Origin of the sequence: Desulfovibrio sp. SGI.133, assembly GCF_050313955.1 — a bacterium.
In the GTDB taxonomy this organism is placed as follows: Bacteria; Desulfobacterota; Desulfovibrionia; order Desulfovibrionales; family Desulfovibrionaceae; genus Desulfovibrio.
In genome coordinates, this window is sequence record NZ_JBNPMK010000005.1 from 1 (window position 1) to 25,783 (window position 25,783).

The window sequence follows — 25,783 nt, forward strand, 5'->3', positions numbered from 1 at the left end:
TCAAGCCCCGCTCCGGCGGGGCTTTTTGCGTTTTGAGATACTGCAGAGCAGCAACGATAGTGCGAACGCTGTTGGGACCGTCCAGCTTCTATGATAGTTATAACGGCGTTCTTTGGCAGACTGATCCGCAGAGCCGGTGGGGTAAGGTTTGCATGGGATCGCTTGTCGGTAGGCTTGTCTGATTCTGCCGCTCAGGGCACGGTTCAAAAAATTGACCTTTCCCCCTTGACGGAGACAACGGGCATGCGTATGCTTGCGTAACAAAATTTGTACTCAAACGGAAAAGCGTACATTTTTTGTCCAGAACTGGCTAATGGGACGTCCCTGGGGAGGAGCGTTCCATAGTGGAGCCAGAAAATTTCTCTCAGGAAGGAAGGTTTTTATCATGAAAAAGCTGATGACCCTCGCTCTTGCTGCGGGTATGCTGCTGGGTGTCGCTACCGGCGCCAGCGCTATTGATTTCAAGGCCAAAGGCCAGTGGCTGATGGGCTTCTCCGCCGGTGACGGCTCTCTGGTGAGCCACACCAAGACCAATAAGGCCAGCAATCACAACAAGGCCGCTGATACCGATGACATCTTCAGCGCTTCCCAGCGTCTGCGTCTGCAGTTGGACGCCGTGGCTTCCGAAGCCCTGTCCGGTACCGTGTTCTTCGAAATCGGTGACACCAACTGGGGCAAGAACAGCAATGGCGGTGCCATGGGTGCTGACCAGAGGATCGTGGAACTGAAGAACGCCTACATCGACTGGATGGTGCCCAACACCGACCTCAAGTTCCGCATGGGTATCCAGGGCATCCAGCTGCCCAACGTGGCCGGTGGTTCCGCCATCCTGGATGACGACGTGGCTGCCATCACCGCCAGCTACCAGTTCAACGAAAACGTGGCCCTGACCGCCATGTGGGCCCGTCCCTTCAACGACAACTACACCGGCACCGATCGTGTGAATTACCATGACAACATGGATCTGTTCGCCCTGATGGTGCCCCTGACCTTCGACGGCGTGAAGGTGACCCCCTGGGCCATGTACGGCATGGCTGGTGCCAACACCAACACCCTGACCTCCACCGCTCCGTACGCCCGTTACGCCAACGGCGGTGATAAGTTCGATTTTGATAAGGCCGATACCGGCAAGGCTTACGGTTCCATGTTCTGGGCCGGTCTGCCCATCTCCCTGACCCTGTGGGATCCGCTGAACGTCGAGCTGGACATCAACTACGGTTACGTGGAATCCATGGGCCGCTATCAGGCCGAACGCTATGGCTCTGCTGCCGATTTCCGCATGGGCGACACCAAGCGTGAAGGCTGGCTGGTCAAGGCCCTGGTGGAATACAAGATGGATTGGGGTACTCCCGGCATCTTCGGCTGGTATGCTTCCGGTGACGACGGCAACGTCAAGAACGGTTCCGAGCGTATGCCCAGCATCTCCGGCTGCGGTAACTTCATGTCCTTCATGGGCGACGGCAACTACGGCTGGTCCACTTCCGACAGCCTGTATGACCGCAATATGACCTATGCCGGTACCTGGGGTATCGGTCTGCGCATCCACGACCTGAGCTTCGTGGAAGACCTGAAGCACTCCTTCCGCGTGGCCTACTGGGGCGGTACCAACAGCCCGTCCATGGCCAAGTATGTGAACAGCTCCTACGGCTGGCAGAACTTCAACAATGACGGCAACTACGGCGAAAAGGACGGTCCTTACCTGACCACCAACGACGGTCTGCTGGAATTCAACCTGGTCAACAGCTACCAGATCTACGAAAACCTGGAAGCCAACCTGGAACTGGGTTACATCGTGAACCTGGTGGACGACGACACCTGGAAGCGCAGCTACCGCAGCGATTCCTACAAGAAGCAGGACGCCTGGAAGGCCCAGCTGATCTTCGCTTACAGCTTCTAGTCTTTACGGCAAAGATGCTTTCAAGGGGGGCGCAAGCCCCCCTTTTTTTATGCATGGCAGGAAGTAAGGAAGGCTGGCATTGCCTCTTCCTTCGCATTCTACTGCGGCCTTGCCTTGGCTGGGGCCTCTGTTATGCTGTGGTGGTAACAGCCTGTTCCCCCGTGTGTTCCTGCCTGTCTGTAGCTTTTTATGCATGGAGCCGGAACAACGTCCCTGTCCCGGAGAGGGGCAACCCTCCCTGCAGTCTGCTGAGGTCCCATGTTTGCCCGTATCGCTCTGCTTTCCGCTCCTTACAGTACCCTGACCTATGCCTTGCCCGACATCTTTCCGGAAGACTTCTGGCAAGACGGCCTGCGCGTGGCCATTCCTCTGGGGCGGGGGGCGTTGCGGGCGGGTATTCTGATGGAACGGCTGGAGCACAGCGATCTTCCTGACGGAGTCACTTGCAAGGAGGTCGCCTGGCCGCTGGAGACAGCCCCGCTGCTCTCGGAGGAGATCAGGGCTCTGGCTCGGGATCTGGCTGTCCGGCAGGGGCTGGAACCGGGCTGTGTGTTCGGACATGTGCTGCCGCAGGGCCTGCGCCAGGTGGAATTGCGTATCCGCTGGCTGGCGGCGGACAGGGATTTTTCCTGTACGGTGAAACAGGTAGGAAAGCTGGATGCGGATCTTCGGCAAGCTCTGGCTGCGGCCCTGTGCCGGGGCGAGGCCCGCCTTGCAGCGCCGGGCCGGGATGCCGCCGGAGAAGAGCTTTGCGTATTGCGCGTGGATCCTCCCTGGCCTGTACGCCCCCAGGCTGCCCGGCAGCGCGAGATACTGGAATATCTGCACGAACGGGGCCAGGTCAGCCGCCGCCAGCTGACACGGGATCTGGGAACCGGCAGCGCTCCCGCCCTGCGAGTTTTGTTGCAGGCCGGTTTCGTGGCCTTGCGCCACGCGGATGCTGATGAACCCGCTGACGAACTGCTTCCGCCTGCGCCCCGGGCCTTTGCCCTCAATGCAGACCAGCAGAACGCCCTGGAGGCCATGTGTGCTGCGCTGGAGGCGGAGCGGCCTGCCTCGGTCCTGCTGTTCGGCGTGACCGGCAGCGGCAAGACAGCCGTTTATCTGGAACTGATCCGTCATTGTATAGGGCAGGGCAAGAGCGTTCTCCTGCTGGCTCCCGAAGTGGCGCTTGCCTGCAAGCTGCGTCGGGATGCGTCCTGCGTTCTGCCCCATGTGCCCCTGTTTTTCTATCATGGCTATCAGACTCCGGCACGGCGCGAGGAGATTTTTCGCCGCCTGGCCACCCGGCAGGAGCCCTGCCTCGTGGTGGGGACGCGTTCCGCACTCTTTCTGCCTGTGCCGCAACTGGGCTGCGTCATCCTGGACGAAGAGCATGACAGTTCGTTCAAGCAGGACGAATCCTTGCCCTATCAGGCCAAGGAACTGGCCTGGTCGCGCATCGCACGGCAACGCGGTCTTCTGGTGCTGGGTTCGGCGACGCCGGACATCAAGACCTTCCATGCGGCCAGCCAGGGGCAGATAGATCTTCTTCGACTGCCGGAAAGGGTAGGGGGGCGCCCCCTGCCACCGGTGGAGCTGGTAGATACCAGCGGTCTTGCCGGGGAAAGCCTGCTGGCCGCCCGCAGCGAGCAGGCCCTGCGCGAAGTGCTGCAACGTGGGGAGCAGGCCGTTGTCCTGCTCAACCGGCGCGGCTATGCGCCCCTGCTGTACTGTCTGGACTGCAAGGAGACCGTCAGCTGTCCGCATTGCCACATCGCCCTGACCTATCATAAAGGGCGGGGGCGGCTCGTTTGCCATTACTGCGGTTATGCCGTTCCTTTTCCCAGCCCCTGCCCGCAGTGCAGGAGCATGAACTTCCTGCCCATGGGAGAGGGGACCGAAAGACTGGAAGAATATCTGTCCACGCTGGCCGGGCAGCCAGTTCTGCGCCTCGACCGCGACAGCACCCGGCGGCCCGGACGCATGGAAGAGATCCTGGCGGCCTTTGCCCGGCACGAGTCTCCCATCCTTGTGGGCACGCAGATGCTCTCCAAGGGGCATCATTTTCCTGATGTGACCCTGGCTATCGTGGCTGATGGCGATCTGGGCCTCAACCTGCCGGACTACAGGGCTGCGGAGCGGTCCTTCCAACTTCTTGTCCAGTCTGCGGGCCGGGCCGGGCGTGGTGACAGACCCGGGCGAGTACTGATCCAGACCCGCAATACCAACCACTACTGCTGGCAGTATGTCCAGAATGGTGACTACGAAGGCTTTTATGCTGCCGAGCTGGCCCGGCGGCGGCAATATGGTTATCCGCCTTTCGTACGTCTTGCCCTGCTGCGCATATCCTTCTCGGCAGAAGATTCCGGCGGTGCCGCGGCGCTGGGGGAGCTGGCCCGTCTGCTGCAAACCAGGGCCCGTGAGCTGGGCGTGCGCCTGCTGGGGCCTATCCCGGCGCCTCTGGCCATGCTGCGGGGGCGCAGGCGTTTTTCCTGCCTCATCAAAAGTGCTGACTGGCAGTCGGTCAGGGCGCTGTACCATGAAGCTTTGCGGCAGCAGTGCTCCAGTCGCTTGCGGCTTTTCCTTGACCTTGACCCTGTCAATATGCTCTAATCTTGCGATTTATTTTTCCCGTAAGCGGGATTTTACTGGGGAAAGCTCTGTGGTGCCTGCCCCGGCATTTTTGCGGCCTTTGACCGGTCCTGATGCCTGAGCGAGCGGCGTGCCCTATAGCCGGGCACAGCAGGGCAGGAGTCAGGACCGGGCGGAAGGACTTTGCCCGGTACTTCATGGTCAAGGGAGGAAGAATGAAAGCTTTGCGTGTGGTGGGCCTGTGGGTGGTCCTGGTTCTGGGAATGGCGTCGTCCGCCATGGCTGAAGGTTTTGCGCTGACCGAGTGGAGCGCACGCGGTCTGGGGCTGGCCAGCGGCATGGTGGGCCGCGCCGACGACGTGTCGGCCATTGCCTATAACGCGGCCGGCATCACCCAGTTGCCCGGCGTCCAGGTCATGGGCGGGATGGGCCTTATCGCTCCCATGGGGACCTTGTCGCTGGATACGACCTACGGCAAGCAGGAAACCACCACCAAGCCCGCTGTGTGGGCCGCGCCGCACGCCTACGCCAGCTGGCAGCTCAACGACAGCCTGTGGCTGGGCCTGGGCGTGTTCTCGCGCTTCGGTCTGGGCAACAGCTATGACCAGAACTGGACCGGCCGTTACAACCTGTACAGCGTCAACCTGCAGACCGTTTCCGCCGTGCCCACCCTGGCCTGGAAGATCAACGACATGTTCTCCGTGTCCGCCGGTCTGGAGATCATGAACGTCAATCTGACCACGCAGCAGAAGATTCCCGGTTTCAATTTCGGTGCGGCGGGGCTTACACCCGGTCTGGATCATGATGCCGAAGTCCAGGCCTCTGGCTGGGGCGTGGGCGGCCATTTTGGCCTGCACGCCCGCTTGAATGATGAGTGGTCCATCGGCCTTGCCTACAAGACCCAGGTCACGGTCAATGCCTATGGTGAAGGCAAGTTTGAGCGCAACAGTACACTTGCCCAAGTTTCTCTTGATGACTGCGACCTCCATGGCACTGTGCAGTTGCCCGACTCCCTGGCCCTGGGCATCGCCTACAAGCCTCTGGACAATCTGAGCTTTGAAGTGGGCGCTGTCTGGACGCGCTGGTCCACCTACAACTCCCTGAACATCTACATGGACAACGGCAACCAGTCCATCAGCCACAAAAACTGGAACGACGGCTGGAACTTCAACGCCAGCGTGGAATACAAGCCCCTGGACTGGTGGAGCCTGCGCGCCGGTTTCTGGTACGAGACCCCGGTCATCAACGAAGACCATTCCGATTTCATGGTGCCGTCCAATGGCCGCACGGCCCTGACCCTGGGCACGGGCGTGGAATGGAACGATTTTACTGTGGACTTCGCCTACTGCCATATGTGGATCAATCCCACCAGCTACGATTCCACCGATGCCAGCGGTATCCGTGACAGTTTCCAGCTCACCGGCATCAGCGGCGGCAATTCCAAGGACACCGTGGCCAACATCTACATGCTGAGCTTCGGTTACAAGTTCTAGGCTGCTTTCCGGCAGATTTCAGGGGCGTCGTCCTTGGGGCGGCGCCCTTTTTTCATGCCCTGCGTACAGACTATTTGACCAGCGGCTAGAAAGTCTCTATAGTCCCGTTTGAGAAAGTCTAAACTTTTATCCGCCTGAACAGGCCCTGCTCTGCAGGAAACATCTCTTTGGAGGAGAGCAATGAAACGCACCATCCTTGCACTGGCTCTGCTGGTGGCTCTGGTCCTGCCCGGCATGGCCAAGGCCGAAGGTACCGGTATGTACCTGGCTCCCAAGTTCCTGATGACCATTCAGGAAACCGGCACTATCGAACGTTCCGGTATGGGCGGCGTGGACGAATACTCCCAGTTCACCCTGGGCGGCGCTCTGGCTGCCGGTTATGACTTCTGGCCCCAGTATCTGGTGCCCCTGCGTGTGGAACTGGAATACGCCCTGCGCGGCAACAGCGAAAAGAGCTGGGGCAGCAACTGGGGCGGCGTGGACTGCACCTGGAACAGCTCCACACTGTTTGCCAACCTGTACTATGATTTCCGCAACGACAGCGCTTTTGTGCCCTACATCGGTGCCGGTATCGGTATGTCCTTCAACTACCTGGGCTTCGACCTGCATCGTGACCGCAGTTCCGTTTCCCGTGATGAAAGCACCACCAACTTCGCCTGGAACGTGGGCGCCGGTGTGGCTTACAATGTGAACGATGCCCTGTACATCGACGCCGCCTATCGCTATGTGGACTTGGGCTACACCGAAGCCACCGGTACCCTGAACGGCGACCAGATCAAGGTGGGCAGCCGTCCTTACAACCACGAATTCATGCTGGGCCTGCGCTTCGCCTTCTAGGGCGCATCACCCGCGATCCAACAAAAAAGGCCGCTCTTTTGGGAGCGGCCTTTTTTGTTATGTCGATCTTTAATTATACTAAATAAGTATCTTTTTCTTTGTTTGAATGGGCAAGGCCGTAGTTTCCAGGATGCAGGAACATTTCTTATTGGAACAACTATTTTGCTGATTGTGATAAAAATATCATGATAGTCATATCATCATGGATCCTAGCTGATTATGAGTATGAATCATCGTAATGAACATTTTTCTCTCTGTTATGGCAGAGTCTTCTGGAAAAGATGTAAAACGAAAATGTAATATATTTCAAATGTTATGAAATATAGCATATAATAATTATTCTTGAAAATTCTCCTCCTTCCTGCTAGGGAAGAAAATCCCAAACACTGCCTGTTACCACGGACAGCGCAGTTAACTTCCCAAAGAAAGGAGAAAACATGAAACGTTACTTTGCTGCCCTGGCGCTGATCTGCGCTCTGGCCCTGTCCGGTGTGGCCAAGGCCGAAGGTACCGGTATGTACCTGGCCCCCAAATTCCTGATGAGCATTCAGAATAACTATCCCACGGTAGAGGTGGGCCCCAATGGGCCCAGCGAGGATTACAGCCAGTTCACTCTGGGCGGCGCTCTGGCCCTGGGCTATGACTTCAACAGCCAGTTCGGTGTGCCTGTACGAGCTGAAGTGGAATATGCCCTGCGCGGCAACAGTGAAAAAAGCTGGAACTACAGCAAAAAGCTGGACATCAAGGGCGCCTGGAACGCTTCCACGCTGTTCCTGAACCTTTACTATGACTTCCGTAACAGCACGGCCTTCACTCCCTATGTGGGCGCCGGTCTGGGCATGGCCTTCAATTACGCCAACTATACCTTCTCTGCCCCGGGCTTTAATGCCAACTTCGATGATCACCGTACCACGTTCGCCTGGAACGTGGGCGCCGGTGTGGCCTATGACATCACTGACAACTTCGCCGTGGATCTGGGCTACCGCTATGTGAACCTGGGCTACTACGAAGTGGATCTCCCCGAAGGCGGCAAGATCAAGAACCAGCCCAGCAACCACGAATTCATGCTCGGCCTGCGTTATACCTTCTAGTCTGAGTCCTTCAGCACGTCTGGCCGCTCCTTCGGGGGCGGCCTTTTTTGTTTTTTGGCAGGGCAGGGCAACATGAGGGCATATCTCCCGGGATCCGTGAGCCACAGACAGGCCGGGACGGCCTGGTAAAAGCCGTGCTGGCCGCCACTGCGGTCTTTTCTTGACGAAACGTCGTAAACAGCCTATGAATCACAATTCTGTATGCGCTGGCCGGGCCCGCGTGATCTGCCGCCATGTCCTGCGGCAGGGAGGGCAGGGCCTTTCAGTGTAACTTGATAGCGGGGTTCCCATGTTTGAAAGTCTTTCCGATCGCCTTTCCGGTGTGTTCCGCTCCTTCAGCGGACGCGGCCAGCTGACGGAAGAAAATATCCAGGCCGGCCTGCGCGAGGTGCGTCTTGCCCTTCTGGAGGCCGACGTCAACTTCAAGGTCGTCAAGGACTTTGTGGAGAACGTCCGCCAGAAGTGCCTGGGACAGGAACTCATCAAGGGCGTCAGCCCGGCGCAGCAGGTCGTCAAGATCGTCCATGAAGAACTGGTGGGGCTGCTTGGCGGTGAGACAGCGGGGCTGAACCTGCAGGGGCAGGAACCCGCCGTCATCATGCTGGTGGGCCTGCAGGGCTCCGGTAAGACCACTTCGGCGGGCAAGATCGCCAATCTGCTGCGCAAGCAGAAGATGCGTCCCTATCTGGTGCCTGCCGACGTGTACCGTCCCGCGGCTATCGATCAGCTGACCGTGCTGGCCAAGCAGCTGGACATGCCCTGCTTCCCGTCCACGGTGGACATGAATCCCGTGGACATCGCCCGTCAGGCCATGGAAGCCGCCCGCGAGCAGCAGGCCACGGTGGTCCTGCTGGACACCGCCGGCCGCCTGCATGTGGACGAGCCCCTGATGCAGGAACTGGCCGCCATCAAGGCGGCGGTGAACCCGCAGGAAATCCTGTTCGTGGCCGACGCCATGACCGGTCAGGATGCCGTGACCGTGGCGGAGTCCTTCAACGAACGTCTGGGCCTGACCGGTGTGGTGCTGACCAAGATGGACGGCGATGCCCGCGGTGGTGCGGCCCTGTCCATCCGGGCGGTGACCGGTGCCCCGGTGAAGTTCGTGGGTATGGGCGAAAAGCTGTCCGAGATGGAGGTCTTCCATCCTGACCGCATCGCGGGCCGCATCCTGGGCATGGGCGACGTACTCACCCTGGTGGAAAAGGCCCAGGCCACCATCGACGCCGACGAGGCCGAAGCCCTTGCCAAAAAGATGCGCAAGGCCAGCTTCGACCTGGAAGATTTCCGTACCCAGATGCGCCGGATCAAGAAGCTCGGCTCTCTGGACAGTATTTTGAAGATGATCCCCGGTATGGGCGGCCTGCGCGAAAAGCTGGCCGAAGCCAACGGTGCCATGCCTGAAAAGGAAATGGCCCGTACCGAAGCCATCATCAATTCCATGACCATGGCCGAGCGCCGCAACCCCGATATCCTCAACGGCAGTCGCCGGGCGCGTATCGCCAAGGGCGCCGGGGTCACGGTGCAGCAGGTCAACCAGCTGGTGCGCCAGTTCGAGCAGATGCGCCAGATGATGAAGGGGATGATGGGCGGCAAGGCCAAGGGGATGCCCGCCATGCCCAGGATGCCCCGGGGCATGAGCATGCCCGGCGGCATGGGCGGGATGCCCGGCATGATGCCGGGTATGGGTGGCATGCCCGGTATGCCTCCCATGGGGCTGCCGGATGCCGGACACGGCAAGTCGGCGGCGGCCAAAAAGCGCAAGAAGCGCGAACGGCCTGCCAAGCGCAAAAAGAAATAGGCCCGTCCGTGCGGTCTGTCCGCACGGATCAGCGTCCGTTCCCCGGCAGCGCACGGCGAAACCTCATCGCCAGACGGCTGCGGCGATGCCGGAGACGCGATAAAAAAATCGTTGCGGCGCACTGGTCATTGATATAATGGGGGGAGGGCAAACTTGCTCTTTTGCCCCCGCAACGCTACCATAGCACAAACAGGAGATAATCATGGCTGTTAAGCTGAAATTGACCCGTCTGGGCAGCAAGAAGCATCCTTTCTACCGCGTCGTGGCCGCCAACGACGAAACCCGTCGTGATGGCCGTCCGCTGGAATTCCTGGGTTACTACAACCCCATGACCGATCCCGCCGAAGTGAAGCTGGACGCCGAAAAGGTGAAGGCTTGGCTGGATCGCGGTGCCGAACCCACCGACACCGTTCGCGCTCTGCTCAAGAAGATGGCCTAAGGGTATCTTTGCAGGATACCATCGTACCGGTCTTTCCGGTACTGGCCCGATGTTCTTCCGGTGTGCGGTACTGACACGGCAGATCCCTGAGGGGACTGCCTGATGGATGTACCGCACCGCAGGCGCATGGCGCTTTTCCCGCGGGCTTTTCCCGCGGAGATGCAGCGCCCGCTCACACCAACAGTCTTGTCACGGCAGGACTTGCGGGAGGCCAGCAATGAAAGCTTTGATTGAATTTATCGCCCGTTCGCTCGTGGACGCCCCTGATCAGGTGCAGGTCACCGAGGTGGAAGGCGAACAGACCACTGTGCTGGAATTGAAGGTCGCCAAGGAAGATCTCGGTAAGGTGATCGGCAAGCAGGGCCGCACGGCACGCGCCATGCGTACCTTGCTCAGCGCCGCGTCCACCAAGGCCAAAAAACGCGTCGTACTCGAGATCCTGGAATAGTTCCTCATGGCACGACGCATCCATATGGGCACGCTCGCGCGCCCGCACGGTATCAAGGGGGAGATCTGCGTCGACTGGTACGCAGACTCCCCTTCGCTGCTGGACGGTCCTTTCTGGTTGCAGGCGGGCGATGCTCCGCCGCGTCCTGCCCGGGCCCGTTCGTGGCGCATGCACAAAGGTCGTCCCCTGCTCCTGCTGGAGGGGGTGACCGACCGTAACGACATCGAAGCCCTGCGCGGCCAGAAGATCCTTGTGGACCGCGACCTGCTGCCCCCTGTGGACGAAGACGAAGTCTACGTAGAGGACGTGCTGGGCTTTGCCGTCATCCTGCCTGACGGCTCCCGCCTGGGCGTGCTGGATCATGTGGAATATCCTGCCGGTCTGGAGGTCTGGAGCATCGTGACCGATGACGGCAAGGAAGTCCTGTTCCCTGCGGAAGCCTCGTTCATCGAAGGCTTCGACCTGGAAGGGGAGTGCATCCACATCGCGCCGCCGGAAGGCCTGCTGGACATCTATCTGGGCGGTGACGAACAGGCCTAGCTTGTGGAGTCGGCTTTGCCGCCGGATTGCGGCGGGCATTTCGGACCGTCCATACGACTTCCTGTTCCCTGTTTTTTGCCTGTCTTTTTTGCTGCCCGTGCTGTCCGCAACACGGGCTGTCTTTTTCCTGGTCGGATGGGTTCCGACCCCTGCTGTTTTGGACCTGCCCTCGGCAGGTCTTTTCGTATGAGGTGGATCATGCCCGAATTGCCGGAAGTGGAGACCGTCGTCCGCACTCTGCGGCCGCAGGTACTGGAATGCTGCATCGAGCGGGTGGACGTGCTGCGCGAGCGTTCCCTGCATCCCCTGAGCCTTCCTGTGGAGCGAATGGCGGGGACGCGCATCAGCGCTGCCCGTCGCCGGGGCAAGCTGGCCCTGCTGGATCTGGAGCCGCCTGCCGTGGCCGCTGCTTTGCCTGTGCCGTCGATTCTGGCCGTGCATCTGCGCATGACGGGGCGCTTCATGGTCCACCCGGAAGGGGCCGCCCCTTTGAAGCACACGCGCATCATCTTCCATTTGCAGCGGCCTGACGGGAGTCGGGCACAGCTCTTTTTCGATGATGTGCGCTCCTTCGGCCTGGTCTTTGCCGCCACGCCGGAGCTGCTGGAGCACTGGGACTTCTGGCGTTCGCTGGGGCCGGAACCGCTGGACATGGGGCCCGGTTCTCTGGGGTCGCGTCTGCACGGACGCCGGGCCATCAAGGCCGCCCTGCTGGATCAGACCGTGCTGGCCGGTATCGGCAATATCTATGCGGACGAGTCCCTGTTCCGGGCCGGTATCGATCCCCGCCGGCCTGCCGGGGAGCTTTCGGAGGCAGAAGCGGAACGTCTCCGCTGTGCTTTGCAGGAGGTCTTGCGGGAATCCATCGCCCAGTGCGGCAGCTCCATCCGTGACTATCGGGATGCCAACGGCAATGTGGGTGCTTTCCAGAATACCTTTTTCGTTTATGGCCGTGGCGGACAGATGTGTCGTCGGTGCGGCACGGAGCTGGAAAAAGGGCGCATCGCCGGCCGGGCCACGGTATTTTGTCCGCAGTGCCAGAAGTAGCGGGCGATCTTTTGGGGAAGGGGGGCGGTAAAGTCCCCTATCTCAGGAGACTTTAGTCTGGCGGGTATTTGAGGCCGTCAGTCTTACAAATATTTGTGTATGGCTGATGCACAGCCGTGATGAGCAACGGGCCGTTCTCTGCGGGGAGCGGCCCGTTGCTCGTATCTGTCCCAGGTCCAGGTACGTTGGGGAAGGAGTTGCGGGAGGCCTCCCTTCCCAGTGGGATCTGAAAATGCTGCTAGCTGTACCGTAGCAACAACCTTACAAACCGTGCAGCAACTTTGGGCACCGCGGTATTTTTTCAGGGCCGTATCGGCCGGGCGGTGTCCCAGTTCAGAAGAGGGACGTCCGTGTCGCCTGACAGGGGCCAGGTCACACGGACATGCCCATGGCGTCCTGTCTGCAGCAGGGGGATCTGCTGTTCTTCCAGCCATTGTCTGAGCTGTTTCCCGGGATGGCCGAAGCGGTTGAAGGCGCCGCAGGAGGCCACCACCAGCCGGGGGCGTACAGCCGTCAGGAATTCAGGCAAAAAAGAACTGTCCGAGCCGTGGTGCGGTGCCAGCAGGACATCGGCCTGCACGTTCTGGCCGCTGGCCAGCAGGTGACGCAGGGCGGCCCCGTCGGCATCACCGGGGAAAAGGGCCAGACCGTGCCCGTTATGGACCAGACGCAGGATCAGGGAAGCACTGTTGCCTTCCCAGACAGAGATGCCCGGGGCTGGTCGGGGCGGATGCAGTACATGCAGAGCCAGCCCGTCTTCGGGATCGCCCAGTTGCAGAATGTCCCCGGCATGGAGGGGGGCGTTCTTCCGTTTTTGCAGGGTGGCCTGCCAGATATGCCCCATCTGGCCGCTGCCCGGCTGGCCGTTGTGCAGCAGGAGCGTTTCGGGAAAGGCCGCCAGCAGGGGAGGGATGCCGCCCGCGTGGTCGATGTCGGGATGGCTGTTGATGATGGCGTCCAGACCGGGGCGGGCATTGCAGGTCAGCAGGGGAAGGAGAAGTTCGCGTCCCGGGTTCCAGGAGCGGGACATGCTGCCTGCGGCGTCCACGAGCAGGGTCTGGCTATGCGGCAGACGCAGCAGGACGGCTTGTGCCTGTCCCACGTCAGGGACGGAAAGCTCCAGCCGGGGCACCAGACTGTGGTGCAGACGCAGGGCCGGGCCCACACAGGCCAGCAGCAGACCACAGATGAGCAGGCGCTTTCCCGCCGGCGGCAAGCCGGGGCGTCCGGCCCGCAGGGCCAGAGCCAGAAAAAGGCAGGCCATGGCGGGCAGGGCCGTCCAGTGGGGCCGCAGGATGGGGGGGACGCTGAGCCAGCCCTGCGTCTGGAGGAAAAGCAGGCCGTCCACCAGCCACTGGCAAGGCAGGGCCACCACATCCAGCACCAGGGTGGCTGCCGGGTCAAGGCCGCACAGGCTGAGGCCAAGCCCCAGAAAGGCTCCCGGCAGGACAAGGGTGCCCAGGACGGGCAGCCAGAAAACATTGAGCAGGAACCACAGACCGCTGTTGTTGAACAGCAGCAGGGAAAGGGGCAGCAGGGCCAGCTGGATGAAGAAGGAGACCAGCAAAATGCTGGCCAGTGAACGGAGCAGGCGCTGCCCGGGGGACGTCCGCGGGATGCGGCGCAACAGCTGCCCCATGAGTGGTGTGGCGCAGCAGATGACGGATACGCACAGGGCGGAAAGTTGCAGACCGGTATCGAAGACGGACAGGGGGGAGATGACGGTGATGCAGAGCAGCGTGCAGCACAGGACATCCAGCCCGCTGGAAGGAAGGCGCTCCCGGAGCGTTTGGGGCAGCGGCATGCAGCGCAAATGGGCCAGGGCCATGCCCGTGGCCAGCAACAGGAGCATCCCGGCCGCCCGCAGCAGCGAAGGCGGCGCATTGCCCAGCCAGAGATAGGCCAGGGCCGCCGGGCAGGCCGCCAGCGGGATGAGGACGGTACGGGGGCGCCAGAGATAGAGCCCCGGGTGCACACGGGCCGCCAGCCAGACCAGGAGCATCCCTGCCAGACCGGCCACGAGCAGATGTTGCCCGGAAAGGGCCAGGCTGTGGGAAAGGTTGCCGGCGTTGAAGGCCTTTACGGTGGGCGTCTCCAGCAGGAAGCGTTCTCCGAAGAGCAGGGCCAGCAGGATGGCTTTGCCCTGGGGCACCGGTGCCGCGGAAGGCGTGGAAGGCGCGGCGGCAGGGGGCTGAGGAGGGGCTGCGGCCGTCAGACCGGAGGGAGAAGCGGCGGCGGGCGGCAAGAGGGCTTCCCTGCCCGGCAGGAGCACGGCAAGGAACTTCCGTATGAGTTCCAGACGCTGTTGGGCAAAGGGGGAGGGGGCGCCGTCGACGGCGGGCTGCCCGCCCGTGCCTCGGCTCCAGATGCGCCAGCCGGTACCGTGGCTGTGCCACCAGAAGCCCCAATCGGTGAGGCCGAAGTTGCGTTGATTGTCCACGGGCAGCAGTTTGCGCTGTAAGCGTACCGTCTGCCCCGGCAGCGGGAAGACGGCGGCCTGTTCCCATGTCCAGGCAAGGTTGCCGGGAAGGCGGACCAGTGTCTGGCCGTCAGGCTGTTGCAGGTGCAGGTCGGTCAGGCTGATTCGCAGGCGCTGTTCCGGCAGGGTGCGCACATCGCTCACCCTGGCTTCCAGCACAGGCCAGTGGCGGGGAGGGGTACGTTCCTCGTACAGCTGTTCCAATACAGGGGGCGTGGGAAAAGCGGGCAACAGGGCCTGGGCCGTGACGCAGCCCAGCAGGGCGACGGCACAGCCCGTCAGAAGTCGGGGGAGACGCCACAAACGGCTGTCCGCCACCAGGACGCAAAGACCCGCGCAGAGCGCGGGTCCGGGCCAGCGTGCCGCCAGCAGGCCCAGCAACCAGCATAAGAGCCAGCTTTGCCAGAGAAGGCCCGGGGCCAGCGGCGGACGCCACATGATATCAGGCCAGATCGCGGGCGGCGTCGCGCTCTTCAGCCCTGCGTTTGAGGGTCTCGCGATGGTCGAACAGCTTCTTGCCGCGGCCCAGGGCGATCTCCATCTTGACCTTGCCCTGCTTGAAATACATGCGCACGGGCACCACGGTCAGGCCTTTCTGTTCCACGCGGGCCGCCATCTGGCGGATCTCGGCGGCGTGCAGCAGCAGGCGGCGCGGGCGGTCGGGGTCTTGCGGTACATAGCCGGCATTGTCGTACGGGGCGATATGCAGCGAAAGCACGAAGGCCTCGCCGTCACGGAAATCCACATAGCTGTCCAGAAAGTTGATCTTTCCGGCCCGGATGCTTTTGACTTCAGGACCGGTCAGGCTGATGCCCGCTTCCACGAAGTCGGAGAGTTCGTACAGGTGGCGGGCCTTCTTGTTGACGGCGATGGTGGACGGGGATGGTTTTTTGCTCATATTCCTAACTGTTCGTCATGATGCTTGTGGTATGGAAGGCCAGCTCCGAGCCCAGGCTCTCCTGCAGGCGTTCGCGCAGCATGCGCTGCGAGGCCGTCACGTCGGTGCTCATGAGCACGCTGTGGGCCATGTCCATGCAGGTCTGGGCGTCCAGGCGGCGGATCATGTGCTTCATGCCGGGCACGAAGCGCGGCGAGGCCGAGAGCGTGTCCACGCCCATGCCCAGCAGCAGGGCCAGACCGTAGGGGTCGGCGGCCAGTTCGCCGCAGACGGAGACCCCGATGCCCTCGCGGTGGGCGGAGTCGATGATGCGCTTCAGGGAGCGGACCACAGCCGGATGCAGGGCCTCGTTGAGATAGCCCACATGCAGGTTGTTGCGGTCGATGGCCATGAGGTAATGGATGAGGTCATTGGTGCCGATGCTGAAAAAGTCACATTCGCGGGCCAGGGCATCGGCGATGAGCACGGCCGCCGGGGTCTCCACCATGATGCCCAGGGGCAGGTCGGCGGCGTGGGGCAGACCGGCGGCCTGCAGCTCCTGCTGCAGTTCCTGCATGATGCGGCGCACGCTCTGCACCTCGGCCAGGCCGGAGATCATGGGCAGCAACAGGGAGATATTGCCTTCCACCCCGGCGCGCATGAGGGCGCGCAGCTGGCTGCGGAAGATCTTCTGGTGCCGCAGGCAGAAGCGGATGCCGCGCAGGCCCAGGGCCGGGTTGGGTTCCTTGAGGGCTTCCTGGGCGCGGAGCATCTTGTCCGCACCGGCGTCCAGGGTACGGAAGACCACATGCGCGGGCGCGGCCTTGCGGGCTACGGCGCTGTATTCGGCATAGAGCTCTTCCTCGCTGGGCAGATGCTCCCGCAGGAAGGAGAATTCCGTACGGTACAGGCCCACGCCTTCGGCACCGCTGGCCTGCAGTTCGTCCATCTCTTCCAGCCGTTCCAGGTTGGCATGGACGCTCACGCGCACGCCGTCGCGCATCTCGGCAGGCCAGTGGGACTCGCTGCGGGTGCGGGCCTCCCACTCCTGATACTCGCGCTGGCGCTCTTCATAAGTGGCCAGGTCGTCGGCATCGGGATCCAGCAGCAGGCAGCCGTTGAGGCCGTCCACGATGACCTTTTCACCGGGCTTGCCGGTCTCCAGCAGGCCGGTGACGCCCACCAGGGCCGGGATGTGCAGGCCGCGCGACAAAATGGCCGTGTGCGACGTGGGCCCGCCCTCGGCCGTGATGACGGCCCGCACGTCCTTGAAATCCATGTCCATGACGTCGGCGGGCGAAAGATCCTGGGCGGCCAGGATGCCGGCACCGGCCGCGGCGGGCAGGGCGCAGCTGCCGGCCAGGCATTCGCGCAGGCGCAGACCCACGGCCCGGATGTCCTGCGCACGGTCGCGCAGGTAGGGGTCGTCCATGTTACGGAAGATGCTGCACAGCTGTTCCACCGTGCTGTCCAGGGCCCAGGCGGCGCAGACCAGTTCCTTCTCGATGCGGGAAAGGGCGCTGCCCACCAGTTTGGGGTCGCGGGCCAGCTCGATCTGGGCGGCGATGACCTCACGGTATTCGGAAAGGTCTTCCGGGACCTTGGCCATGGCTTCCTGCAGGGCGGCGCGCACATTGGTCACGGCGGCGCGCAGCTGTTCCTGCTCGCCTTCCACTTCGCGCGGGCTGATGCGGCGCATCTCCACGGTCTGGACATTGTGGGCGAAGCGCAGCACCCCGATGGCGATGCCGGGAGAGACGGACGTACCGAAAAGAAGAGAGCGTGCCATATCAGTCCTGCAGATTTTCCAGATAATCGGCCAGGGCCGTCAGGGCTTCGCGGGCGTCATCGCCACGGGCCAGCAGGGTCAGCGTGCAGCCTGTGGAGATGGCGAGGGAGAGGATATCCAGCATGCTTTTGGCATCGGCGGTACCGTTGTCGCTCTGGATCTGGATGTCGGAGGAAAAATTCTGGGCCTCCTGCGCCAGACGGGCAGCAGGCCGTGCGTGCAGCCCGCCACGCGTATGCAGCGTGATGGGGAGGACGAGGCCTTCGGGTGTTTCCTGAACTTCTGCCATGATATATTCTCCCTGGTCGCCCGGGGCGACCTGTACGATCTGTTCCTGACGGTCCCCCGCACCGCATCGGGGGCCTTGCGGCAAGGATGCCATGCCGTAGGCGTCCCTGTCGTTTGAGGCGGCCGCAGGCCCTGCGGAGCGCGCCTTTCCCGTCCGTGTGGCCGGATGTTTCCCTGCCGTGGCGGCAAGGGCCTTTACAGGCCGACCAGCCCCGTGTCCATGAGCACGAGAAAGGTCAGCAGGATCAGCCAGAGCACGATGCGCGGCAAATGCAGGCGCCCGATGATCCAGGCGGCGGCCAGAACGGCAGCGCCGCCGCCCATACACCAGAGGAGCGTATGCCGGTCCCCGCTGTAGGGCAGCAGCATGGCGGCCGCCACGGTCAGCAGGCAGGCATTGACGACCTTGATGCGGCCGGTCCAGTTGATGAGCCCCAGACGCTTGAGCCAGGCCAGGGCAGCCAGCCCGTAGCGCAGGGCAAAGAAAAACGTGCCTGTCCTGAAGGCCAGCAGGGCCACGGCCAGCAGGGCCGTCAGCAGGATGACGGGCAGCGTGTGCCCGGCCAGCAGGAAGCAGATGCAGCACAACGCCCAGCAGGGGAAGACGCCCCCTTCAAAAAAACCGTCCCCCACGGCGGAAAGCGTGGTGCCCAGCGTGCGGCGCACCGTGTCCAGCGCGTTGGAGGGCAGTTTGCCTTCGGCCACCTGTTCTTCGATGTTCAGCAACAGGCCCATGTAGAACGGCAGCATGTAGGGATGGGTGTTGCTGTGGGCGCTGTAGTGGGTCGCCGCCTGTGCCCGGGCTTCGGCCTCGGGATACAGATGGCGCAGTGCCGGTTCCAGGGCGAACAGCAATCCCAGCTGCTGCATGCCGCGTGCCGTGACGGCGGCGTTGATGCAGCAGCTTCGCGCAAGGCAGGAAAGGGCTGTCCGGGTGGGCAACATGACGGGCTCGCTTGGTTGGGCGGTCGGTTCCGTGGCGGAGAAAGGCTCAGGCGCGGGTCAGCAGTTCGTAAAGCTCCTTGGCGCTCCAGCCGGGGGCCATCTCCTGGGCCCGGCGGGCCACTTCCTTGGGCTTGAGACGCTCGTCCGCGGCGGCCATGACAGCTTCCAGCGCCCGGCGGGCCTCGGCTTCATCGACGCGTTCCTTCTGTTCCGGCGGGCCGATGATGACCGTGATCTCGCCCAGCAGTTCTTCGGGCAGCTCCTGCCATTTCTCCAGACGGCCAAGTATAAATTCCTCATGTGTCTTGGTCAATTCCCGGCACACGGCCACGGCCCGGGGGCCCAGCAGCTCCGCGGCCTGGGCCAGGCTCTCGCGCAGGCGGTCCTTGCGCTCGAAGAAGATGAGCGAGCCCGGCGTGCGGGCAAAGGCCGAGAGCGTGGCGCGGCGGCCCGCGGCATCACGCGGCAAAAAGCCCAAAAAGGTGTAGGGCAGGGGCGGGATGCCCGCGGCGGAAAGGGCCGTCACCGGCGCTGAAGGACCGGGCACGGGCGAGACGGGCAGGCCTTCGGCCCGGCAGGCGCGCACCAGACGGTAGCCGGGGTCGGCCAGCAGGGGCGTGCCCGCATCCGAGACCAGGGCCAGGTTCTGGCCCTGACGCAGCAGGCGCAGGACCTCTTCCTGCCGTTCGCTCTCGTTGTGGTCATGAAAACTCAGGAAGCGGCGGGCCGGGATGTTGCACTGGCTGCACAGCAGCCCGGCGCGACGGGTGTCCTCGGCCAGGATGAGGTCGGCACCGGCGAGGACTTCGCGGGCGCGGGGAGAAAGGTCACCAGGGTTGCCAAGAGGCGTGGCCACTATCCACAGATGGCCCGGAGCCGGAGAGGTCGAAAGCATGGCGGATGTGCTCCATGTGCGGGCCCGTGGGCCCCGGTTCGATACAGACGAGGTCAAAGCGGCAGGGCAGGTGCCACTGGTCATGCGCGGCCAGCCAGGCCCGTGCGGCCCGGATCAGGGTCTGCCGCTTGCGCGGCCCCACCGCGTCCAGGGCGCTGCCCAGACTGCCCGGACCGCGAGTTTTGACTTCCACGAAAACAAGAGTGTCGCTTTCCCGGCAGACAAGGTCAAGTTCCAGCGGGCCGCTGCGCCAGTTGTGGGCCAGGATGCGCATGCCGCGCGCATGCAGCAGGGTGGCGGCGGCATCTTCCCCGGCACGGCCCAGGGCGGCCTTGTGGTCCCCGCCCGCACGCTCGTCCCCTGCCGGTGTCCCGGAAGGATCGGCCAGACGGCGCAGGCGGGAAAGAAAACTCACAGCAGGCTCCCCTGCCGGGTCCCGGGGCCTTCGTCCCTGTCGGGCAGCACGCCGCGAAACGTCAGCCGGTGCTGGCGGCAGGGCCCCAGACGGTGCAGGGCCTCGTAATGGTCGGCCGTGCCGTAGCCCTTGTGCCGGGCGAAACCATAGCCGGGATGGCGGCGCTCCAGATGCTCCATGAGCATGTCCCGGTAGGTCTTGGCCAGGACGGAGGCCGCGGAGATGGCGGGCACGGAGCTGTCCCCGCCCACCACGGCATTCTGGCGGGGCAGATCGGGGGCGTCGGCATGACGCTTGCGCCAGTGCGGCAGCAGGACGGGCTCGGGCACGGTCTTGTTGCCGTCCACCAGCAAAAGGCCGGGCCTGCGCTTGAGGCCGGCCACGGCGCGGCTCATGGCTTCGAAGGTGGCCTGCAGGATATTGATGCGGTCGATGGTGGCGGGCCAGATCACGCCCAGCCCCCAGGCCAGAGCGCACTGGCGGATCAGGGGCGCCAGGTGTTCCCGCTGGGCGGCGCTCAGGGCCTTGGAGTCCGTGAGGCCCGGCAGGTCGTATTCTTCCGGCAGGATGACGGCCGCCGCCACGACGGGGCCGGCCAGGCAGCCGCGGCCCGCCTCATCGATGCCCGCCATGAGCAGGGGACGGGAGGGCAGGGCGCAGAGCAGGCCCTGTTCCGGGGCCGGTGCGGCGGAGGATCTTTTGCGGCGAGGGGGCATCGTGTTTCACTCGGTTGCTAAAACGCCAAAGACCTCACCCCGCGCAAGGCAGGGTGAGGTTCATTCCGTTCGTATTCTGCCCGGGCATGTTCACAGGACCCTCAGGCCGCCATGGACATTCCGCTGGGCTGCGAATCAGAAGCGGCCGCGGGGCTTGATGCGAGCGGCTTTGCCCTTGAGGGCACGCAGGTAGTACAGACGGCTGCGACGCACGCGGCCCTGGCTCACCACTTCCACATGGTCGATGAAGGGGGAGTGCAGGGGGAAGATGCGTTCCACGCCCACGCCGTCAGAGATCTTGCGCACGGTGAAGGTGGCGTCGGTGGTGCCGCGCTGGATGCGGATCACGTTGCCCTGGAACACCTGAATACGCTCTTTTTCGCCTTCCACAATGCGCAGATGCACTTTCACCGTGTCGCCGGAGCGAAACACGGGCATATCCATACGCATGTTTTCACGTTCAATTTTCTTAATGATATCCATGCCCTACTCCTTAAATACGCAGCCTTGGGACGGCTGTCGTCGTGAAGAAAAACTGTGGCGCTTACTTGTAATCGCCCAAAATTCTGTCGGCCAGGATAGCGGCCGCGCTCCGCACCGAAAGGTGGTTGTAGCCCAGATACCGTATGGGTCTGAGCACCCCGTCACACCGGGCGAGCACCTCAGGGGCCAGCCCCTGGGCCGTACCCAGCAACAGCAGCACAGGACCTTCTTCGCACATGCGGCACACATCCGCCGGACAAAGCGGCGGGGGCGCGTGCTTGTGAGCGGGCCAGGAGGCGGAACTCGCCACCACTCTGGGCCGCATGCCCGTGCGCTCCGTGAGATGTTCCACAGCGGCATCCACGGATTCGGCAGGACAAACCGTGGCGAGCGCCTGGGCCCGGTCCGGGTTGCCCCTGCTTCCCGCGCCTTGCGTCCAGTGCCGGACTATGGCCTGTAGCAGACGCTGCTGGTCCTCCAGCGGGGTCACGGCATAGAACGGTCCCATCGCATAGCTGCGGGAAATCCGGGCTATATCGTGAATATCCAAATTTGTCAAAGAGGAAACGCCGGAATTTTTCCGGCCCAGCAGCACGGGATAGTGCACGAGGCAGAAAGAAAGGTTCCTTCCGGCCCTTGTCCGGGGCAGCGTGGCCAGATGGCGGGCATCTTCCGCCACCAGGGGCGCGCTGTCCAGCAGATCGGGCCGTACCCGCAGCGTGGTGGCCAGCGACTGCTGCCGCCGCCAGCGCGCTACGGCACCGTGGTCCCCGCCCCGCAGTACCTCCGGCACCTCGCGGCCTTCCAGTACTTCGGGCCGCGTGTAATGGGGGTACTCCAGCAAGCCGTTGGAAAAACTTTCGTCGTCCCCGGACTCCTCCTTGCCCATGAAGCCGGGCACCAGCCGCGCCACGGACTCGATGACGGCCAGGGCCGCCGTCTCGCCGCCATTGAGCACGGCTTCGCCCACGCTCACGGGCTCCAGAGGAAAGATGTCCAGCAGGCGGGCATCCAGTCCTTCGTAACGGCCGCAGATCAGGGTCAGGTCTTCTTCCCGGGCCAGCTCGCGGGCCAGCGCATCATTGAGGGGACGCCCGCTGGGAGCCAGCAGGATCATGCGTCCCGGCTTTTCGATGGAGCGCAGCGCCGCGGCCACCGGTTCGCCCTGCATGACCATGCCGGGACCGCCGCCGTAGGGGCGGTCGTCCACATGATGGTGACGGCTGGTGCTGAAGCTGCGGGGATCGTGGAAAGAAAAGTCCACGATGCCGGCCTCGCGGGCGCGGCCCAGCAGTGCCGTCTCAAGGGGCGAGCGGAAAAACTCCGGGAAAAGGCTGACCAGATGAAAGCGAAGCATGGGCGCACAGTGACCCAAAAGCGGGCATAAGGCAAGTAATGTTTGTATATGGCAGCTGCGAGGGGACACAAAATGGCCGGGGTGAGCTGGTGTGCGGAAAGAATGGAAGCCTTACCCCCGCACCGCCACGCAGAGCCAGTGGGCGGGACAGGGCAGCATCTGCCAGCGGTAACGGGCATCATCGAGCATGAGGTTACCTGTACGCCGGCCGCTGCGGCCGCTGTCCAGCAGGCGCGGCGGTCGGTCGCAGCCCGTACCGGCGGCCTTGAAGACGGCTTCCTTGATGGTCCAGCGGCGCAGGCGGTCACGCTGCCGGGCTGTTGGAGAAAGACCGGGGAAAAGCTCTTGGGGCGAGAAGGCCGATGCGGGCGGCGCCGGGCTTGTCAGGGCCTCGGCATCCACGCCGGGACTGGTATCAGGCCCGGCCAGCAGGCAGAAGGCCGCCTGTTCGCTGTAGCTGAAGCTGACGGAAAAGCCTTCCAGCCACGGACGGCCTGAAGGCAGGCGATGCAGGCGGGGGCAGGCATGGCGGGCGAAGAAGAGCCGGGCCTCCCGCATGCGGTGGAACAGCAGCGGCAGGGGATGCCAGCTTAAAGAGGGGAGGGCGGACAGACCGTCAACAGCGGCGCGATGCAGCAGCACCGCCAGCAGCAGCCGCGCCAGATGGCGTTTTTCACGTTCGGCCGGAAGACGGAAAGCCGTCATATGGGCCCGGTCTTCCGCCGTCGGCAGGCCCTCCGGCAGCTCCGGCAGTGACATGACAGAAGACTGACCGGAGAAAGACGGCAAAGGGCAGGCCGCCAGCAGCATGGGCGGCAAGGGAGAGGAAGGTTTGGGCCGGGACATGCTGTGATGATGCCCGTCAGGCAGGCAAAAGGCAATGCGCTGACGGTATCCCGACGCGCCGTCTGCTACAGGCAGGGATACCCTTGCGGTTGCCTGCCCCGCGCTCCCGAAACGGGGCTGATACAAAAAAAGTCCGCAGGCACAAGGCTTGCGGACGGACTGTTGACGGGATGGCGGAGGCGTATAGGAGTCGAACCTACCGCAGACGGTTAAGCCTGCCACCGGTTTTGAAGACCGGGCGCCACACCGGTGACGACACGCCTCCACACAACAGCCATATATGTGACACAAAGCCCGGGGGAAAGCAAGCCCGCCCTGCGGCAAGGCGCCGGGGCCGGAGTATGGTGCGGGAAGAGCGATTTTCCCGTCTCTCCGGCGCTGCCCATTGCCAGACGGGAAAAGAGACTTATCTTGTTCCTGATCCCTGACCGGTGTCGATTGACACCCTGCCGCCGGTCAGAGTACCTTGACTGCTTGGCGCAGACCGGTGCGCCATCAGCACAACGCTTTACCGCTCTGTAGTGGAGGCCGAATTGAATCAGTTTAGTCGCAACCTGATGCTCTGGGCTGCCATAGTCCTTGCGATGGTCATGCTTTTCAATATGTTCCAGCAGCCGCAAAGCTCGGCCCAGAAGGTGTCCTACACGGATTTCATCGGCCGTGTGGACGGCGGGCAGATCAGCTCTGTGGAGATCCAGGGCAACACCCTCATCGGGCGCGGACCGGACGGTGCTTCCGTCCAGACCTATGCCCCGCGTGACAATGAGCTGGTGTCCCGCCTGCTGGACAAGAAGGTGGAAGTCAAGGCCCAGCCGCCGGAAGAACAGCCCTGGTACATGACCCTGCTGGTGTCGTGGTTCCCCATGCTGCTGCTCATCGGTGTCTGGATCTTCTTCATGCGCCAGATGCAGGGTGGCGGCGGCAAGGCCATGAGCTTTGGCCGTTCCCGCGCACGCCTGCTCAACCAGGACTCGGCCCGTGTGACCTTTGAAGACGTGGCCGGTGTGGATGAAGCCAAGGACGAACTGTCCGAAGTGGTGGAATTCCTGTCCAACCCCAAAAAGTTCACCCGTCTGGGCGGCCGCATCCCCAAGGGCGTGCTGCTGGTGGGCCCTCCAGGTACCGGTAAGACCCTGCTGGCCCGTGCCGTGGCCGGTGAGGCCGGTGTGCCCTTCTTCTCCATCTCCGGTTCGGACTTTGTGGAGATGTTCGTGGGCGTGGGTGCCTCCCGTGTGCGCGACCTGTTCGTGCAGGGCAAGAAGAACGCCCCCTGCCTCATCTTCATCGACGAAATCGACGCCGTGGGCCGCAAGCGCGGCGCCGGTCTGGGCGGTGGTCATGACGAACGCGAACAGACCCTGAACCAGCTGCTGGTGGAAATGGACGGCTTCGAGAGCAACGAGGGCGTCATCCTGCTGGCCGCCACCAATCGTCCCGACGTTCTGGACCCGGCCCTGCTGCGTCCCGGCCGTTTCGACCGTCAGGTGGTGGTGCCCACGCCTGACCTGCGCGGCCGCCGCCGTATCCTCGAGGTCCACACCAAGCGTACGCCTCTGGATCCCGATGTGGATCTGGATACCCTGGCTCGCGGTACGCCGGGATTCTCCGGCGCCGATCTGGAGAACCTGGTCAACGAAGCCGCCCTGCAGGCCGCCAAGCTCAATGCCACCAAGGTGGACATGCACGACTTCGAATACGCCAAGGACAAGGTGCTCATGGGCCGCGAACGCCGCAGCCTGATCCTTTCCGATGAGGAAAAGCGCATCACGGCCTACCATGAAGGCGGCCATGCCCTGGCGGCCCGCCTGCTGCCCGGTTCCGATCCCGTGCACAAGGTCACCATCATCCCCCGCGGCCGCGCCCTGGGCCTGACCATGCAGCTGCCCGAGGAAGACCGCCACGGTTACTCGCGCAATTACCTGCGCAACAACCTGGTGGTGCTGCTGGGCGGCCGTGTGGCGGAAGAGATCGTCTTTGACGACATCACCACCGGCGCTTCCAACGATATCGAGCGCGTGACGCGCATGGCCCGCAAGATGGTCTGTGAGTGGGGCATGAGCGATGCCATCGGCACCCTGTCCATCGGTGAGACCGGTGAAGAAGTCTTCATCGGCCGCGAATGGGTGCAGAACAAGAACTACAGCGAAGAGACCGCCCGCCTGGTGGACGCCGAAGTCAAGCGCATCGTGGAAGAGGCCCACGCCCGCTGCGTCAAGCTGCTGCAAGACAACCGTGCGGCCCTGGACCGCATCGCGCAGGCGCTGCTGGAACGTGAGACCATCAGCGGCGAAGAGCTGGATCTGCTCATGGAAAACAAGCCCCTGCTGCCGCTGGACGCCAACGGCAAGCCGGTGAAGGCCGCTCCTGCCGGGGACTTCGTGCTGGAGCCGGATCCGGCCGACACGGACGCTGCGGCGCCCGAGGCGGACAAGGCTGCTGAACCCGCTCCCGAAAAGGCGGAGCAGGGCGATGCCGATACGGGCAGCAGAACGCAGGACAACGATGAAAACGAACAGCGCAAGCAATAAC

General features: G+C 63.1%; 22 protein-coding genes and 1 tRNA gene. 11 read left to right on the plus strand and 12 right to left on the minus strand.

Features of this window, described 5'->3' with window-relative positions; translation table 11 throughout:
* Positions 1-385 precede the first annotated feature (385 nt).
* The 10 genes from ACQRBR_RS07805 to mutM all read left to right on the plus strand — a co-directional run bounded on the left by ACQRBR_RS07805 (position 386) and on the right by mutM (position 12,164).
* On the plus strand, positions 386-1,897 hold the full coding sequence (locus ACQRBR_RS07805) for an outer membrane homotrimeric porin (RefSeq protein WP_427812708.1): 1,512 nt from the start codon (positions 386-388) through the stop codon (positions 1,895-1,897).
* Between the two features lie 258 nt (positions 1,898-2,155).
* Positions 2,156-4,492, plus strand: coding sequence for a replication restart helicase PriA (gene priA / locus ACQRBR_RS07810; RefSeq protein WP_427812709.1), 2,337 nt, complete (start codon positions 2,156-2,158; stop codon positions 4,490-4,492).
* 194 nt (positions 4,493-4,686) lie between these two features.
* On the plus strand, positions 4,687-5,964 hold the full coding sequence (locus ACQRBR_RS07815; RefSeq protein WP_427812710.1) for an OmpP1/FadL family transporter: 1,278 nt from the start codon (positions 4,687-4,689) through the stop codon (positions 5,962-5,964).
* 180 nt (positions 5,965-6,144) lie between these two features.
* Entirely contained in the window at positions 6,145-6,801 is a 657-nt protein-coding gene (locus ACQRBR_RS07820) for an outer membrane protein (protein WP_303878124.1), read from the plus strand.
* A gap of 437 nt (positions 6,802-7,238) precedes the next feature.
* A complete protein-coding gene (locus ACQRBR_RS07825) occupies positions 7,239-7,892 on the plus strand; it encodes an outer membrane protein (RefSeq protein WP_427812711.1) in 654 nt (217 codons plus the stop codon).
* Between the two features lie 289 nt (positions 7,893-8,181).
* Entirely contained in the window at positions 8,182-9,690 is a 1,509-nt protein-coding gene (gene ffh / locus ACQRBR_RS07830; RefSeq protein ID WP_168935657.1) for a signal recognition particle protein, read from the plus strand.
* Positions 9,691-9,892: 202 nt separating this feature from the next.
* The gene (gene rpsP / locus ACQRBR_RS07835) at positions 9,893-10,129 is read left to right on the plus strand and encodes a 30S ribosomal protein S16 (RefSeq protein ID WP_072337376.1); all 237 of its coding nucleotides are present in this window, start codon (positions 9,893-9,895) and stop codon (positions 10,127-10,129) included.
* Between the two features lie 217 nt (positions 10,130-10,346).
* Entirely contained in the window at positions 10,347-10,577 is a 231-nt protein-coding gene (locus tag ACQRBR_RS07840; RefSeq protein ID WP_006006428.1) for a KH domain-containing protein, read from the plus strand.
* Between the two features lie 6 nt (positions 10,578-10,583).
* Positions 10,584-11,117, plus strand: a complete 534-nt coding sequence (gene rimM / locus ACQRBR_RS07845; protein ID WP_168935658.1) for a ribosome maturation factor RimM — start codon at positions 10,584-10,586, stop codon at positions 11,115-11,117.
* A gap of 198 nt (positions 11,118-11,315) precedes the next feature.
* Positions 11,316-12,164, plus strand: a complete 849-nt coding sequence (mutM, locus tag ACQRBR_RS07850; protein WP_427812712.1) for a bifunctional DNA-formamidopyrimidine glycosylase/DNA-(apurinic or apyrimidinic site) lyase — start codon at positions 11,316-11,318, stop codon at positions 12,162-12,164.
* Positions 12,165-12,465: 301 nt separating this feature from the next.
* On the opposite strand, the gene ACQRBR_RS07855 is transcribed toward mutM, so the two are convergent.
* From ACQRBR_RS07855 to ACQRBR_RS07910, 12 genes are all read right to left on the minus strand, one after another.
* Positions 12,466-15,081, minus strand: a complete 2,616-nt coding sequence (locus ACQRBR_RS07855) for a ComEC/Rec2 family competence protein (protein ID WP_427812713.1) — start codon at positions 15,079-15,081, stop codon at positions 12,466-12,468.
* A gap of 4 nt (positions 15,082-15,085) precedes the next feature.
* Positions 15,086-15,541, minus strand: a complete 456-nt coding sequence (gene smpB / locus ACQRBR_RS07860; RefSeq protein ID WP_006006439.1) for an SsrA-binding protein SmpB — start codon at positions 15,539-15,541, stop codon at positions 15,086-15,088.
* Between the two features lie 4 nt (positions 15,542-15,545).
* Complete coding sequence (gene ptsP / locus ACQRBR_RS07865) at positions 15,546-17,309, minus strand: phosphoenolpyruvate--protein phosphotransferase (RefSeq protein ID WP_168935661.1); 1,764 nt, start codon at positions 17,307-17,309, stop codon at positions 15,546-15,548.
* Position 17,310: 1 nt separating this feature from the next.
* Positions 17,311-17,598 carry an HPr family phosphocarrier protein gene (locus ACQRBR_RS07870; RefSeq protein ID WP_427812714.1) on the minus strand — a complete coding sequence of 96 codons (288 nt, stop codon included), beginning with the start codon at positions 17,596-17,598 and terminating at the stop codon, positions 17,311-17,313.
* A 194-nt stretch (positions 17,599-17,792) separates the two neighbouring features.
* On the minus strand, positions 17,793-18,542 hold the full coding sequence (locus ACQRBR_RS07875; RefSeq protein ID WP_303878117.1) for a PTS system mannose/fructose/sorbose family transporter subunit IID: 750 nt from the start codon (positions 18,540-18,542) through the stop codon (positions 17,793-17,795).
* Between the two features lie 46 nt (positions 18,543-18,588).
* Entirely contained in the window at positions 18,589-19,437 is an 849-nt protein-coding gene (gene rsmI, locus ACQRBR_RS07880; RefSeq protein WP_303878116.1) for a 16S rRNA (cytidine(1402)-2'-O)-methyltransferase, read from the minus strand.
* Positions 19,370-19,825, minus strand: a complete 456-nt coding sequence (locus ACQRBR_RS07885) for a YraN family protein (protein WP_427812765.1) — start codon at positions 19,823-19,825, stop codon at positions 19,370-19,372. Before ACQRBR_RS07885 ends, rsmI begins: the two co-directional genes overlap by 68 nt.
* 23 nt (positions 19,826-19,848) lie before the next feature.
* Positions 19,849-20,568: a ribonuclease HII gene (locus ACQRBR_RS07890; protein WP_414600848.1), complete on the minus strand. Its 720-nt coding sequence runs from the start codon at positions 20,566-20,568 to the stop codon at positions 19,849-19,851.
* A 135-nt stretch (positions 20,569-20,703) separates the two neighbouring features.
* Positions 20,704-21,051, minus strand: a complete 348-nt coding sequence (gene rplS, locus ACQRBR_RS07895) for a 50S ribosomal protein L19 (RefSeq protein WP_006006452.1) — start codon at positions 21,049-21,051, stop codon at positions 20,704-20,706.
* Positions 21,052-21,112: 61 nt separating this feature from the next.
* Positions 21,113-22,408: a tRNA (guanosine(37)-N1)-methyltransferase TrmD gene (trmD, locus tag ACQRBR_RS07900; RefSeq protein WP_204626173.1), complete on the minus strand. Its 1,296-nt coding sequence runs from the start codon at positions 22,406-22,408 to the stop codon at positions 21,113-21,115.
* 111 nt (positions 22,409-22,519) lie between these two features.
* On the minus strand, positions 22,520-23,113 hold the full coding sequence (locus tag ACQRBR_RS07905) for a 4'-phosphopantetheinyl transferase family protein (protein ID WP_427812715.1): 594 nt from the start codon (positions 23,111-23,113) through the stop codon (positions 22,520-22,522).
* Between the two features lie 312 nt (positions 23,114-23,425).
* Positions 23,426-23,519 (minus strand) — tRNA-Sec (locus ACQRBR_RS07910).
* 292 nt (positions 23,520-23,811) lie between these two features.
* Between ACQRBR_RS07910 and ftsH the strand changes: the two genes are divergently transcribed.
* Positions 23,812-25,782 (plus strand): ATP-dependent zinc metalloprotease FtsH, encoded by a 1,971-nt coding sequence (gene ftsH, locus ACQRBR_RS07915; RefSeq protein ID WP_320854845.1) that lies wholly within the window; start codon positions 23,812-23,814, stop codon positions 25,780-25,782.
* Position 25,783 lies beyond the last annotated feature (1 nt).